Origin of the sequence: Shewanella sp. Choline-02u-19 (genome assembly GCF_002836205.1) — a bacterium.
In the GTDB taxonomy this organism is placed as follows: domain Bacteria; phylum Pseudomonadota; class Gammaproteobacteria; order Enterobacterales; family Shewanellaceae; genus Shewanella.
The window spans coordinates 895,824-909,282 of sequence record NZ_PJBE01000012.1; the positions used below are offsets into that span (position 1 = coordinate 895,824).

The 13,459-nt window shown below is 42.1% G+C and carries 13 protein-coding genes; 8 read left to right on the plus strand and 5 right to left on the minus strand.

The window, feature by feature from the left end:
• Positions 1-30 precede the first annotated feature (30 nt).
• The gene (gene pyrC, locus CXF83_RS05920; RefSeq protein ID WP_101091305.1) at positions 31-1,068 is read right to left on the minus strand and encodes a dihydroorotase; all 1,038 of its coding nucleotides are present in this window, start codon (positions 1,066-1,068) and stop codon (positions 31-33) included.
• Positions 1,069-1,400: 332 nt separating this feature from the next.
• On the opposite strand from pyrC, the gene CXF83_RS05925 reads away from it, so the two are divergent.
• Entirely contained in the window at positions 1,401-2,087 is a 687-nt protein-coding gene (locus CXF83_RS05925) for a pseudouridine synthase (protein WP_101091306.1), read from the plus strand.
• 84 nt (positions 2,088-2,171) lie between these two features.
• Here the strand turns inward: CXF83_RS05925 and CXF83_RS05930 are convergent, their stop codons facing one another.
• Positions 2,172-4,349 (minus strand): cation:dicarboxylate symporter family transporter, encoded by a 2,178-nt coding sequence (locus CXF83_RS05930; RefSeq protein ID WP_232775042.1) that lies wholly within the window; start codon positions 4,347-4,349, stop codon positions 2,172-2,174.
• Between the two features lie 580 nt (positions 4,350-4,929).
• Between CXF83_RS05930 and CXF83_RS05935 the strand changes: the two genes are divergently transcribed.
• Complete coding sequence (locus CXF83_RS05935; protein WP_101091308.1) at positions 4,930-5,700, plus strand: hypothetical protein; 771 nt, start codon at positions 4,930-4,932, stop codon at positions 5,698-5,700.
• Between the two features lie 64 nt (positions 5,701-5,764).
• Here CXF83_RS05935 and CXF83_RS05940 read toward each other — a convergent pair whose 3' ends face one another.
• Positions 5,765-6,661 (minus strand): LysR family transcriptional regulator, encoded by an 897-nt coding sequence (locus CXF83_RS05940; RefSeq protein ID WP_101091309.1) that lies wholly within the window; start codon positions 6,659-6,661, stop codon positions 5,765-5,767.
• A 153-nt stretch (positions 6,662-6,814) separates the two neighbouring features.
• On the opposite strand from CXF83_RS05940, the gene CXF83_RS05945 reads away from it, so the two are divergent.
• Together CXF83_RS05945 and CXF83_RS05950 are read left to right on the plus strand one after the other, a co-directional pair.
• The gene (locus tag CXF83_RS05945) at positions 6,815-7,339 is read left to right on the plus strand and encodes an NADPH-dependent FMN reductase (RefSeq protein ID WP_101091310.1); all 525 of its coding nucleotides are present in this window, start codon (positions 6,815-6,817) and stop codon (positions 7,337-7,339) included.
• A gap of 488 nt (positions 7,340-7,827) precedes the next feature.
• Positions 7,828-8,901: a LysR family transcriptional regulator gene (locus tag CXF83_RS05950; protein ID WP_101091311.1), complete on the plus strand. Its 1,074-nt coding sequence runs from the start codon at positions 7,828-7,830 to the stop codon at positions 8,899-8,901.
• Positions 8,902-8,925: 24 nt separating this feature from the next.
• Here the strand turns inward: CXF83_RS05950 and CXF83_RS05955 are convergent, their stop codons facing one another.
• The gene (locus CXF83_RS05955) at positions 8,926-9,924 is read right to left on the minus strand and encodes a LysR family transcriptional regulator (RefSeq protein WP_101091312.1); all 999 of its coding nucleotides are present in this window, start codon (positions 9,922-9,924) and stop codon (positions 8,926-8,928) included.
• A gap of 474 nt (positions 9,925-10,398) precedes the next feature.
• Here CXF83_RS05955 and CXF83_RS05960 point away from each other — a divergent pair, with 474 nt between their 5' ends.
• The 4 genes from CXF83_RS05960 to nrfD all read left to right on the plus strand — a co-directional run bounded on the left by CXF83_RS05960 (position 10,399) and on the right by nrfD (position 13,014).
• Positions 10,399-10,818 carry a DUF2726 domain-containing protein gene (locus CXF83_RS05960; RefSeq protein WP_232775043.1) on the plus strand — a complete coding sequence of 140 codons (420 nt, stop codon included), beginning with the start codon at positions 10,399-10,401 and terminating at the stop codon, positions 10,816-10,818.
• Positions 10,819-10,907: 89 nt separating this feature from the next.
• Positions 10,908-11,381, plus strand: a complete 474-nt coding sequence (locus tag CXF83_RS05965) for a cytochrome c3 family protein (protein WP_101091314.1) — start codon at positions 10,908-10,910, stop codon at positions 11,379-11,381.
• Between the two features lie 65 nt (positions 11,382-11,446).
• On the plus strand, positions 11,447-12,076 hold the full coding sequence (locus CXF83_RS05970; RefSeq protein ID WP_443018877.1) for a 4Fe-4S dicluster domain-containing protein: 630 nt from the start codon (positions 11,447-11,449) through the stop codon (positions 12,074-12,076).
• Positions 12,073-13,014, plus strand: coding sequence for a cytochrome c nitrite reductase subunit NrfD (nrfD, locus tag CXF83_RS05975; RefSeq protein ID WP_101091316.1), 942 nt, complete (start codon positions 12,073-12,075; stop codon positions 13,012-13,014). The genes CXF83_RS05970 and nrfD overlap by 4 nt, the downstream gene beginning before the upstream one ends.
• A gap of 136 nt (positions 13,015-13,150) precedes the next feature.
• Here nrfD and CXF83_RS22680 read toward each other — a convergent pair whose 3' ends face one another.
• A complete protein-coding gene (locus CXF83_RS22680) occupies positions 13,151-13,327 on the minus strand; it encodes a hypothetical protein (protein WP_180961007.1) in 177 nt (58 codons plus the stop codon).
• Between the last annotated feature and the right edge of the window lie 132 nt (positions 13,328-13,459).

The window sequence follows — 13,459 nt, forward strand, 5'->3', positions numbered from 1 at the left end:
CTCGAACTGGCTGACAGTGAAAATGATCCGTTAAGCGGTCTTCACTTTCCAATTAACTTTTTCACCAGCGAAGAAAGGGACGATAGGGTTGCCGTTTGGCAGAATGATCTCTGACGGTACTGTCCAAGTCTCTTTTATCAGCGTGACGGTACTCGTGTTGCGTGGCAGACCATAAAAGTCTGGACCATGAGTACTGGCAAAGCCTTCAAGCTTATCCAACGCACCTAAGTCATCAAACACCTGAGCATAAAGCTCTAATGCGCTCCAAGCGCTATAACAACCTGCACAGCCGCATGCAGATTCTTTACGGTGCTTTTCGTGTGGGGCAGAGTCGGTGCCTAAAAAGAACTTACTTGAACCCGTCGCCACAGCAGCGCGCAGCGCTTCTTGATGAGTACTGCGTTTTAAAACCGGTAAGCAGAAATTATGTGGGCGCACGCCACCAACCAGTAGATCATTACGGTTAAGCAGTAAATGCTGTGGCGTAATCGTGGCTGCTACATTATCTGCGGCTGACATGACAAAGTCTGCAGCTTCTTTAGTGGTGATGTGTTCAAACACCACTTTAAGGTTTGGGAAGGCATCAACGATACGCGCTAGGTAGCGCTCAATGAAGAGAGCTTCACGATCAAAAATATCGATATGTGATTCAGTCACTTCACCATGAACAAGCAGCAGTAAACCGTGTCTGGCCATTGCCTCAAATATAGGAAATAGCGAATCTAACGCTTTTACTGCCGCATCAGAATTGGTGGTGGCACCCGCTGGGTAAAGCTTTGCTGCAACAATACCCGCGGCTTTAGCATCGATGATGTCTTGCTCTGTCGTATTGTTGGTTAGGAAAATGGTCATTAGAGGTTCAAAATTAGAACCTGCTGGACGAGCAGCTAAAATCCGCTCACGGTATGCAATGGCAAGCTTTGCATCTGTGATAGGAGGTAACAGATTGGGCATCACGATAGCGCGATTAAACAATCTTGCGGTTGCTGGTACGGTTTCTTGCAACATATCTCCATCACGAAAATGAAGGTGCCAATCGTCTGGTGTCAGTAGGGTAAGCTGCGTCATGTAGGGTTCCTAAGCGTTTACGACAAAGTATTAGGTGCTTTCTTATATGCTATTTTTGCGAGCTATATTGTGCCTGAAATCGCCTCTGCTTAATAGCAGTACCTGCGAAGATAACAGTAACGTTAAGCTTGTTATCGTGGCTTGTTTGAAAATATTTGTTTCGCCAATATTCTATGAGTTGATCCAGCCTATCCGTAGATATGAATCTAATTTTGTAGTGGCGCGCAAACAGATTATAAAAAGAGCGGTCTGTGAAAACCGTTATAGAGTTACTTATTTCACCGATGGCTGTTAACCTCTACTGTCATTTATAAAGAAGAATGTTTATCTGTATGCGTCTTGATAAGTTTTTGTGTAAAAGTACTGAGCTAACCCGTATTGCAGCTACTCAATGTATTGAGCTGGGCGAGGTGAGCGTGAATGACAAGGTTATTACCGAAGCTAGATTTCAAGTGCATGAGAACAACTCTGTTGTTTGGCAAGGCAGGCGATTAGTCGCCCGGCCTTCACGCTATATCATGCTGCATAAACCCGTTGATACTTTGAGCTCGAATGTCGATGGTGATTACCCGAGCCTATTTCGTTGCATTGATGTGGATAGAGCTGAGGATCTGCATATTGTGGGACGCTTAGATGCTGACACCTCTGGATTAGTATTGCTGACCGATGATGGTCGTTGGTCATTTGAAATCATCAGACCGGAAAAACAGTGCCCAAAAACTTATCGAGTCACACTGCGCGATGCTATTGGCGACGATGTTGCGGCTAAATTTTTAGTGGGTGTTCAACTGCAAAATGAGTCACAACTTACTGCGGCTGCGCATCTTAAGGTTGTGACTGAAAATGAAGTACTGCTGACGATCACTGAAGGCAAGTATCACCAAGTAAAGCGAATGTTTGCCGCCGTAGGTAATCGAGTTAATGGTCTTCACCGTGAACAAATTGGCAGCTTACAACTTGATGTTGAACTTGCTCAATGGCGCTACCTTACCCCCGATGAAGTGGCCAAGTTTCTGTAATTTTGAGCGAGTTAATTTTTTAGTGTATTAGTTTTCGTGTTGATTAAAGAGCCAAGGTGGCAGCTTGACGCTGCCGTTGCTGGCTTACTCTACCCAATGCAGTACGTCGCGAATGATCGACCAGCGAGGCAGCTTCTCAACAGCACCTTGTCCCAGCATCCAATAGTTATAGATCTCATCTTGGTGACCATCGACTTTGCGCAAGCGCTGCCAGTTATTGACATAGTTGAGTAGTGATTGGTTTGATTGGGCAACGGCGTATGCTACTGGGTAACGTGATTTACTTTCGAGCAAAGCAATACCGTAACCTGGGAAGAATAGTGTCCAGGCTGAGCCTGCTTGAGCACTGATCACCACTGCATCGTATTTATCTTTTTTCTGTCTAAAGAAATCTTTATAGCCGTCTATTTTTACAAATTTAATATTTGGCGCTTTTAAACGAGCATCTTCAACGACGTCGCTGTGCTCTACATAAGCGATAGTGACTGCGTCCAGTTCCAATATTTTTTCAGTGCTTTTAAAGGTATTTACCAAGTGATCTTTTGTCGCCAGAGCTAAGTTCAGCTCCAGTACCGGGTTGCTATAGCTGAGTGCATCCATCTGCTCAATATCCATGGCTAAACCAGACATGGCAATATCAAAAAAACCCGCGTCTAACGCTTGAGCGAGTTTGCTTTTCTTGAATGGAATAAACTCGACTTTAACGTTGAGATCTTCCGCGAGCTTAGTCGCCATAGCTGTATCAAAACCAACAAGATTGCCAGTGTTATTGTAGTAACTAAAGGGCACATTACTGGGTATATAGCCGACTCTAAGTATTCCTCTGCTGCGGATCTCTTTAATCCCAGCAATGGGGGATCGCGGAGTTGTTCCTATCACCGGAAACTGTTTACTGACCTTTGTTGGGACTTTATCGGCCACCTGCATATTCGCAATAACGCCGCTGGTGGTCTCTGGGCTATGAATAAATAGCCCCATGCCCACGCGGCATACAACCAAGGTCAAAATAAGGCTTATGCCGATCCCCAAGCCCATTTTGAGCAATTGAGTTGGACGCAGTGTAAGGTGCTTTTCAAACAATGCAGCAGTGAGTAGCGTCAGTGCAAACAGGTTCATCACGGCGGCGATGGAGTTGAATTTTCCTGTGATAAAGCCAGACATCACAAATAGCTGAAATAGATCTGACGGTAAATGGACCAGATCCAGCATAAAGGGGATCGCCACATACACACTGCCAAATAGCGATAATAAGCCACTAATAGAAAGTGATGGAATACTACTGATATCAACAGGCGTGCCATTAAACCAACCCGCAAAGAGGACAAAGAGGATCACGGTTAACTTGCCAATATTAGGAAACGTGAACGCAATCGGAACCAAAATTTCTATCAAGGTGGCGCCATCTTCACTCAATTTATCGTGTTCACGCATGACCTGCTTGCACTCTTCCACAATCACTGGAATAACAATAAAGATGTTCCCTGTGGCAAATGCGGTCACTAAGCTAGCCTTTGAGACCCGTAGCGCTTGTGCAAAAGTGATAGGGGTTAAAGAGGCGACAATCCACGGCAAAATCCAAAAGGTGAGTAGCAGACAGAGCACAAAGTAGCTGATTAAATACACCTGCATACTGGCAAACTCATCAACCCCCATAGTGCCTGCTGCGGAGGCTGACATGGCAAAAATGCCGATAGGAAGTACTTTGACCAAGCCTTGAGTGATGCGAGAAAATATCTCTGAACTGGTGTGCATAAAGGTTAAAATTTGCTGTTTATTTTCGCCCTGCATGCCAATAAGTGCAAGCCCCATGGCGATACTGAACACCACCATTGCGGGCACATAGCCCCCCGCCATAGATTCGAACGGGTTTGATGGAATATAGAGTTTGAAATAGTTGATGGGGGTTACAGGTTCAATGCTACTGGTGCTGAAGAAAGCAGCTGATTCAACGACTGGAAATGAAAGTGGCATTAAGGCGACTGTGAGCAACCCCAGTCCCCAGAGCAGTATCATGATAAGTCCCGCGCGGCTGAAAATAAGCTTGGCAGTATTCTTTTGTAATTTACCGATACCGCCCACCAGCGAGACCACGATATAAGGGAGAACGGTCATTTGCATGAGTAATATCACGCTGGTGCCAATTGTGCCCATCCAGCTTACGGATTCACCAAAGAATAGGCCAACGCCGAAACCCAAAAACATGGCCACTAACATCTGTGTCGAGCTGGTCATTGCTAGTATTTTTTTTAGCACCGATCCCATCCAATTATTATTTTAGTTTTAGTGGTAAGCTCAAATGATTAAAAGTAGAGCTGAAAATGTTCGTTTTAGCGATTGAAATACCCTGAAGGTTAAAAATGTTTTTAACCTTGGTTTACGCTGTCCTATATTAGCTAAAGCTCAGCCACGCTAGCGCTGGTATGACATAGCCATGTTCATTATAGATATAGATAGCTTTAACTTTAAAGTAAATATTTTAAAGTTTGCTCATTAGTATTAACAATTTGATTTACCAGCGACTTCAAGGTTTTTTAGTCACACAAAAAATCATTACTGCTGAGTATTGTTAGCGTTACTTACTAAGCTGAAAATGATCTTCTAACAGACAGTGTATTACGCTCATGTTCTCGCTTTTTATTCAGTTATTGATGCTCAATTGAAAACAATAAAATCTACCACTAGCGACGAATAAATGCGCTAGGATCTCGCAAATTGAGTAATAGTTGCTAGGCTTTATGCGTAATTATGTTGGCATGTTTCAAATCTCATACTCTCTCTAATGTGTTTTCTTAACTTTTAATGTTGACGTGATTGCAACTCACTCACTGAAAGGATTATAGAAATGAAAAAGATTCTATTTAAGATATTCACCTGTAGCTTATTGGCGATGATGGCGTTGATGAATACCGCCGTTGCCGCTGATGCAAAGCCTGATTCACTTGCTGATGTATGGGTTATGGTACCTAACCATGGCCAAGAGTCTGCATTTGAAACCGCGTTTATAAAACATGTTCAGTTCCGTGCAAGTCAAGGTGACCCAAGAGCATGGAAAGTCTATCGGCCTACAATCGGCACCGGCATGGACCGCTATATTATTCGCTACTGTTGTACTCAGTGGAATGATGTTGATGGCTATCAAAAGTGGCAGGCCGATAACAAGATCCTCGATGACTGGTACGCAAATGTGGCGCAGTATATTCATCATTATGAGCACTTTTACAGCCGTTTAGACATCGAAAATAGTAACTGGCCACAAGACAGTGAAGAGTTTAAGTATTTTGCAGTCACCAATTACCAAGAGAAGATGGGCAGTAGCAAAGGTATTGCCGCGGGTAAAAAGCTGTTAAGTGACAATGCTAAGGCGATGAAGTGGCCATATTCTTGGTCATGGGCTGATTCTATTGGTGGTGAAGGGGGACTTAGTTTAGTTATTCCCTACAACAATTACGCTGGCATGACGCCGCCAGACAAGTCATTTGCGGAAGTATTAGCGACCCATATGGGTGATGAAGCTAAAGCCGGGGCGGCGTTAAAAGCGTGGTCTGATAATTTTCACTCCACCACTTACACCGTATATAGGTTAGTGGATGAGCTATCGATGAAAGATAAGTGATGACTCAAATATACAGATAGCGAGATCATAAAGCCGCGTTCGCGGCTTTATTTGTGTAACCACGTTAGCCCAATCTCTCAGCTGCGAGATCGATAAAGGCCCTAACTTTTGGCGATAAATGTTTTCGACTCGGGTAGATCACAAAAACGTCAACGTCGATTGTTGGAAAGTTATCAAACAGCACTTCAAGTTGATTACTCTGTAACGCCTCTTGCATATAAAAGCTTGGTAGCCTGGCTACGCCATGACCTTCAAGCACCATAGCCAGTTGCATATGGCCGTTGTTACAGAGGACTTTAGGACGCACATCTACAGAGAAGGATTTACCATCATTATCGATATAATCCCAGCGGCTCGGCGATTTTAGATTGGAATAACAGATCCCATTATGATTGGCTAACTCGCGTGGATGGTAAGGCTTACCATGGCGTGAAATATAGTTTTTTGAGGCCACAGTAAAGGCTTTACAGGAATAAAGCTTGCGACAAATAAGGCTGGATTCATCAAGCTGTGATGATGCTCGAATAGCAAGATCGTAACCATCGGCAACCACATCAGTGCGTTTATCACTTAAGTCCAACTCTAAGCTGACGTTAGGGTAGCGCTGCAGATATTCAGAAATGATGGGCTCAAGGTGATTTTGCGCAAAACCTATCGGGCAGCTTAGTTTTAATATTCCTCGGGGGCTGACATCATGCTGGGTGATTAAGCCTATCGCCAGCTCGGCGTCGGTAATCAATTGCTGACACTGTTGATAATAGGCATCACCCTCAGGCGTTAACCCGATAGAGCGAGTCGTTCGGTTGAGTAGCCTAACGCCGAGGCGTGCTTCGAGTTTATTCACCTCTTTACTGATATAAGAGGTTGAATGGCCCATGGCTTCGGCCGCCGCAGAGAAACCGCCACTCTTTACGACTTGAGCAAATATTACTACGCCATCAAACAGTTTATTAAGAGTCATATGGAAATAGTTATTATCTTTTAAGGTTATTAATCACGTATGAGTTGTAATATACACTTATCTCTATCGGATTGTCGCTAATCGTTACTTCGACAATTTACCCTAATATGCTGCAGATTTAACTGTAGCGTTAACAGAATAGAGAGTCAGAATATGAAACTATTAGCCTTTGCAGCGAGTAACAGCGCTAAGTCAATCAACAAGCAACTTGCCACTTACGCGGCTTCTTTAGTCGAAGGTGCTGAAGTTGAAATCTTAGACATCAATGATTTTGAGATGCCAATCTTTAGCCAAGATAGAGAGGAGCTATTAGGTCAGCCGGAGCTTGCGCAAACATTTTTTGCTAAGTTAGGTGAAGCCGATGCCATTATTATCTCTTTTGCTGAACATAACGGTTCATACACTGCCGCGTATAAAAACTTGTTTGACTGGACCTCACGTATTGACATGAAAGTGTTCCAGAATACCCCTATGGTATTACTTGCAACTTCACCTGGACCTGGTGGCGCATCCTCAGTACTGGCTGCGGCTTCTGGTTCAGCACCGTACTTTGCAGCCGATGTAAAAGGTTCGCTTTCTATCCCAAGCTTTTTCGATAACTTTGATATGGAAAAGCAGGAACTTAGAAACCCAGAGCTAAAAATAGCATTAGTGGCCGCGTTAGCAGGGTTGAAATAACAAACCGATTTTTTAGACATGTTCATTAAGGCTGATGAACTAAGATAACGCCTGATTTAAACATCAGGCTTTTTATTGCCAAAATAATGCCCGCTATCCTTCTATTTATCCTACTTTTTGCCCCTTAATGAGTCATTTTTGTTGTTAATACCAGCACTCTGAAGCAAATATTTTCTGAAATACCCTCCATTATAAAAGCGAATGCGAACACTATTTAAATGATTAGCATTGGCATTTAACCTTTCTATTTAAGTATTTACTTTTATAGGTAACAAGCTGATTTAAAAGGGTAAATATAAATTTAAAATTAAGGTGTATAGTTGAGTATTAGATTGTGACAAGCCGCTCTGTATTCGTTTTGTCTAGATGCTAAAAAGGATGGTTACAGATCATATATTGGAGCTTTAGCCACTGATGCGTTGTGTTGCAAGCCCCCATTAGAAAAGGGGAGTTTTTCTATATCAATCGTTAGCAAAAGGATAGGACTAATGTTGAAACAAGTCAGTCGGCTTGATTATTTTACTTTGCAGGTATTTATTGGTTTAGTTGAACTTAAAAATGGTAGTGCAGTAGCAGAGAAGCTAAGTACGACCCAATCAAAGGTGAGCCGAGCGCTTACAACTTTGCGAGACGTTCTGGGCGATGAGTTGTTTATAAGGAAAAAGTACGGCTTTGAACCGAATCAAGTCGCCTTAAAAATAACTCCTATGGTGCAAACCATATTGCAGCAGTTTGATAAAATTATTGAAACGACGTTAGACAAAAGAGAAGCCCCCTATGAGTTAACGTTTGCGGCAAATGAGCATTGGTCACTAATGGTGCTTAATTGTATTCAGCAATCATGTCGCTGTGTTGATGGTGGTGTTTATGTCAATGTACAGCCTTGGTCTGAAACGGTCAGTCAGCGATTGTGCCAAGGTAAAATCGATTGCTCAATTTCTATTGAGCCGGTTAATCATCCAATGGTAAATGACACCAAAATTGGCGATATCACACATTTCTTTATTGTCGCCAAAACGGGACACCCAATTCTTGAATCTTCTCAACCACTGAAAGATATCTTTGATTATAAAATTGCGCTGGTAAATTCTAATTTGCAAGGCCATCAGATGCACCGTATTGAGGAGTATGCGCAAGCAAAGGATATCGATATTAAGGTCGTACTTAAGAGTCCAAGTGTTCGTATGGTGGTTGATCACGTGAGCATGACCGGGGATGTGGGTATTTTAGTGTCTGCAATGTCTTACTATTATTTTGAAAACAGAAAAGATGTTGATTTTGTCGATATCTCTGATGATTGGCGCAATGCTCCAGAATTAACGAGTGACAGTTATTATCTGCATTGCCATCAAAGCGTGCTCTCTCCGATGGTTAACTGCCTTAGAAACTTATTAGGTGACAAATTAGTGGAGATGCAAAGTCATTACGATAACATCACCACATCAACCAGCCCCGCTAAACCTCTGACGACATGTTGCACCAATAAATCTTGTTCCGCGTTACAGTGCGATGCCGACTGTCAGCAGCGCTCTTGTATGGTAGCCAATCAATACAATAATTAAATACGCTCGCAAAAATTGATCGTTTTACTGGTTATGACGATATAGATGCCCACTCTTAGTCACTATTTGACTAAGAGCTTCGGTTAGTCGATCAAAGTTTCCGGAATGATTACCTTTAGCTCTAACGAGATAAAGTGTTGGGTGAGACTGAGATAAATAGAGTCGGTTGGTTTCCATTTCTGATAAACAGCAAACGTGTAACCCAGGTAGTAAGTTACTTTGCTCATATATTTTACTGTAAGGCAGAAGTGCAAGGTTTTCGCTATCTGCGAGCAATGGGTACAAGTCATGGAAACTAGGACTGTCATCAACGTTATCTATATTAGCAAGTCGGCAGCGGATATGGTGTTGCTGACAATAGAATATAAAGGGATCAACTGAGGTAGGAGTTGCTAGGTTATACGCCTTAACATAGGGATAACTGGCTATGGTATCGATATCCAACTCTTGTTTTAAAATGGGGTGATGCAAGTCGCACACTAGATAAATATGGTTGAGCTTTTGCAAAGGTACGATATCCAAATTGTTGGCATAAAATTGTAATAGCTGCGGATTTGATTCTGTGAGTATTGCAATATCAGTGACTCCGTTATTGATATCATTAAACACATTAATCGATTGAGTGTGCAACTTGTAGCTTATGGGCAGATCTGACTGGTTGATAGCGCTGCTGAGTTGTTGCGGGAGGTGTTGCACTAGCATATCACTCGCATAGATGTTGATTTCGCTGTTGCTTAAATCTTTGGCGCACACGGATAGCTGTTGCAGGTGGTCAGAACACTGTAGAATTTCTTTGGCGATGGGGTAGAGTTGTTGAGTAAATTCGTTAGGAATTAATCCATGTTTTTTCCGAATAAAAAGCGGGTTGTTAAATATGACTCTCGCATTTTGTAAGCAACGACTTACTTTAGGTGCGGGAATGTTCATTTTTTTTGCAACAAAGGTAGCTGAGTGCTCTTCATATAAATTGACGAGAATGTTAATGCTTAGCATATCTAGATTATCAATAGTTATGTTGCGCATATTAAATACCCCTAGAAATTACCACTTTTACAATTACAGTATATTAATTATAACTTACGGTAAAATAATAATTCAATTAAATTCAATAAAGATTTATCATGTGTTTAATATGTTTTTAATAATTATCTATCCCATTCGCGCATTCTTGTATCTTGCTGTTTTTAATTAGTAAGTTGTTCTTTTTGTGATATGTGATTTATAGTTTTCCATATTGTGATAGTCCTATATCTACTTTTTGATTATCTGTAATTATTAACGTCGGAAACCGATATTGCGACCTCGTTTTAATTTTTGATAAAAGGTTTTTCATCTCTGTTGCTAAGTCATGTTTTGAGGGGTAATAATTAACTCGAGGGTTAAGTTAGTAAATAAATTCATTGGAGGTTTATCATGAACGCCACCGTAATACTAAGTTATGCTTTTATATACTTTGTTTTATTCCTGATTGTTCCTTTCGTCATTGTGACATTTGTTATGACGTGTATTAAATTTTTTAAGTCAAGTGAAGTCGAAAGGGTTGGGGCTGAAATTAGCATTAAACCGCATCTACTTGATAAAGAGTCTATGCACTTTTTAAAAAGCTTAAAAGCGATTGCAAACACACGTTACGACATTCTTTATGGTGCGTCATTGGTGAATGTGGTTGATATTGACGAATCGGTTAATAATCACGAAGAGGTTCAAGATTTTATGGAGCATTGCCATCTTGATTATGTTGTTATCGACAATGAATCTTCTTCAGTAAAGTTGGTGATTAGTAATCCCGATGATAGCTCCCCTGAACAAGCTAAATTTGTTGAGAAGTGCTTAGACTATGTTGGTGTGCAATTCATCAAGTTAGATAAGTATAAGCACTGCGATGAAGCGTTGATAAAGACGGCTCTCGCCGCATAACCAAGCAAGTCCAACCTAGCGCTAAACATACTGTTTGGCGCTCATTCTCTTAAACTTTTTGTATTCACCTGTCGGTGTAAGGTTTTGTGATGTCGATTACTAACCGTTACGGCGTTGTCTTACTCTATATTGTTTGGTTTGTTTTACTGTGGGTGAGCTTTCCAAGTTCAGCTTTAGCTAAAGATGCTGGAACAGTAGCGAATAGTGCTTGTTTAAAGTGCCATAAACGTAATGGTCAAATGTTGGGGTTACATGCCAATCAAGGGCTGGCACTAACCTGTGAAGATTGCCATGGTGAAAAAGGTAAACATCCTCGAAAAGGCGCTTCGATTATTGCATTTGGCGCTAAGAGTGACACCGCTATAAAAACACAGGCGCAGCAGTGTTTAGCGTGTCATGAGCATCAACAGCTCGCGACAGTTCATTGGACTCACAATGTACATGCGAAACGAGTTTCTTGTGGTCAGTGCCATCAATTACATCCTGAAACTGATCCTGCATTATTGCTGTCAGGTCCGGCGCTTAATCAGTCATGTGCTAAATGTCATCGAGCTGAAATATAAGGAGGTGCACTGTGGATAATTCAAAGAGACGTTTTCTAAAAGGCTGTGGTGGTGTTATTGCGAGCATGTCAGTTTATACAGTGACCAAGGCCCCACAAGCGAATACTTCCGAACAGGACAGTGGCCTCAAGTATGCCATGGTGCATGATGAAAACCTCTGTATTGGCTGTAATGCCTGTGAAGATGCTTGCCGCGAAGTGAACCATGTTCCTTATGGGGTCACTCGGGTCAAGATTGAGCGTAGCGGACCCTTTGGGGAATACCCCGATCAGAGCTATCGTTTTATCCGACATTCTTGCCAGCACTGCGAAGCTGCACCTTGTGTCAAAGTATGCCCAACAGGGGCGGCTTATATTGATAAAGAAACAGGCATTGTTGCAGTTAATGAGGACCGTTGTGTGGGTTGCCAATACTGTATTGCCGCTTGTCCATATCAAATACGCTTTATCAATCCTGAAACTAAAGTGGCTGATAAATGTGATTTCTGTCAGCAAACTCAGTTAAGTGAAGGCTTACAACCCGCTTGTGTGTTGGCGTGCCCAACGAATGCATTAGTATTTGGTAATTTGAAAGATCCTGATTCCGCATTAGTTAAAACGCTTAAGTCTAAACCCACTTATCGGGAGAAAGTAGACTTAGGGACTCGACCAAAACTATTCCATGTGCGGACGATTGATGGGGAGATAGTGCTATGAGTGCATTTCATTTTGATGGATTAGTCTGGCATTGGCCGATTGCTATTTACCTATTTTTGGCTGGATTATCGGCCGGGGCTGTGTTTTTTGCGATTATGCTTAAGCACTTTAAGTTAGCTGATAAAGCCTATCTGTCACCTTTTGTTCAGGCTGCAGCAGTGATTGCGCCAGTTGCTGTGTGTGCAGGCTTAGGGATTTTGGTCATGGACCTAACCAAGCCATTGGCATTTTGGAAAATCTTGGTTTTTTATAACCCATCATCGGTGATGTCGATGGGCGTTCTGGTGCTGTTGGCATATCAAGTGGTGCTCTTCGCGTGGATTGGTAGCGTGTTTAGCTCGCCAATCCAGCAGTGGCTAAAACAGCGTTTGCCATTGCTAAGCAAACTCTTGGCACTGTTGGCTCGACATGAAGATGTTATTACGGGTGTATTGGTGATCTTATCTTTATCACTTGGTGCCTATACTGGCTTTTTGTTATCGGCACTGATTGGTTTTCCTTTGTTGAACAACCCTGTGTTACCACTGTTATTCCTCATTTCTGGTTTGTCTTCTGGTGCCGCGGCGACCCTTCTTGGTGGCGTATTAATGCGTGGTAATCCCAATGGAGTTGAGGTGCGATTTATTCATCGCATAGAGATCCCGATGATCTTAGTTGAGATCATGCTGTTATTTACCTTTTTTGTAGGGCTTATTTTATCCGGAGGTCAAAGTGAGGTCGCGGCATTGAATGCAATTGGAGAGGGCTTTTGGGGCTGGATTTTCTGGGGGGGCGTGGTTGGCGTTGGTCTAACGTTGCCATTGGCATTTAATTTATGGATGAAAGTGTCATCAGACAGAAAGTTCGCTTATGTCGCTGTGACTGCGAGCTTCAGTTTAATCGGGGTTCTGTTGCTGCGAAACTTCATTCTTTATACCGGGCAGATGACCGGAGTCTAGTGTAGACCGATCTGCACTATCACCATGTCAGGCTAGCGTCTTGTGTTAAACATATAGCGATAAAAAAAGGCTGTTCACTTTAGGTGAGCAGCCTTAATGTATGTACTATACAAAGCAAAATCAGTAATAATTTTCGTTATTGTTGATTTTGCTCTATAAGATACTCATTTGCTTTGGCTAAACTGCCAAAGGAAGCAATAAGATTGCTTTGACCTTTCTCTTGGATTTCAGGGTTTCCAGATTGGGTCATCATCCATATCCATGTTTGGATGAGTGGTAAAGGTGGATATTTTTGATTGGATGAATCCAACATGTTTGCATCCTTTGATAGTTGGCTTGACTCGAGCATTTTTGATGCCCTTTATCCTGTTCACTTTTAAAATTGCATCAAAGAGAATATCAAATTCTTTACCGTGGAGTAACAAAATTTGCACCGCTTTAAACA

Excerpts from the sequence above, each read along its gene's own strand:
- CXF83_RS05925 (WP_101091306.1), top strand. The coding sequence starts at position 1,401 with ATGCGTCTTGATAAGTTTTTGTGTAAAAGTACTGAGCTAACCCGTATT.
- pyrC (WP_101091305.1), bottom strand. The coding sequence starts at position 1,068 with ATGACGCAGCTTACCCTACTGACACCAGACGATTGGCACCTTCATTTT.
- CXF83_RS05945 (WP_101091310.1), top strand. The coding sequence starts at position 6,815 with ATGAAACTATTAGCCTTTGCAGCGAGTAACAGCGCTAAGTCAATCAAC.
- CXF83_RS05940 (WP_101091309.1), bottom strand. The coding sequence starts at position 6,661 with ATGACTCTTAATAAACTGTTTGATGGCGTAGTAATATTTGCTCAAGTC.
- CXF83_RS05950 (WP_101091311.1), top strand. The coding sequence starts at position 7,828 with ATGTTGAAACAAGTCAGTCGGCTTGATTATTTTACTTTGCAGGTATTT.
- CXF83_RS05960 (WP_232775043.1), top strand. The coding sequence starts at position 10,399 with ATGACGTGTATTAAATTTTTTAAGTCAAGTGAAGTCGAAAGGGTTGGG.
- CXF83_RS05970 (WP_443018877.1), top strand. The coding sequence starts at position 11,447 with ATGTCAGTTTATACAGTGACCAAGGCCCCACAAGCGAATACTTCCGAA.
- CXF83_RS05930 (WP_232775042.1), bottom strand. The coding sequence starts at position 4,349 with ATGGGATCGGTGCTAAAAAAAATACTAGCAATGACCAGCTCGACACAG.
- CXF83_RS05935 (WP_101091308.1), top strand. The coding sequence starts at position 4,930 with ATGAAAAAGATTCTATTTAAGATATTCACCTGTAGCTTATTGGCGATG.
- CXF83_RS22680 (WP_180961007.1), bottom strand. The coding sequence starts at position 13,327 with ATGTTGGATTCATCCAATCAAAAATATCCACCTTTACCACTCATCCAA.
- CXF83_RS05955 (WP_101091312.1), bottom strand. The coding sequence starts at position 9,924 with ATGCGCAACATAACTATTGATAATCTAGATATGCTAAGCATTAACATT.
- CXF83_RS05965 (WP_101091314.1), top strand. The coding sequence starts at position 10,908 with ATGTCGATTACTAACCGTTACGGCGTTGTCTTACTCTATATTGTTTGG.
- nrfD (WP_101091316.1), top strand. The coding sequence starts at position 12,073 with ATGAGTGCATTTCATTTTGATGGATTAGTCTGGCATTGGCCGATTGCT.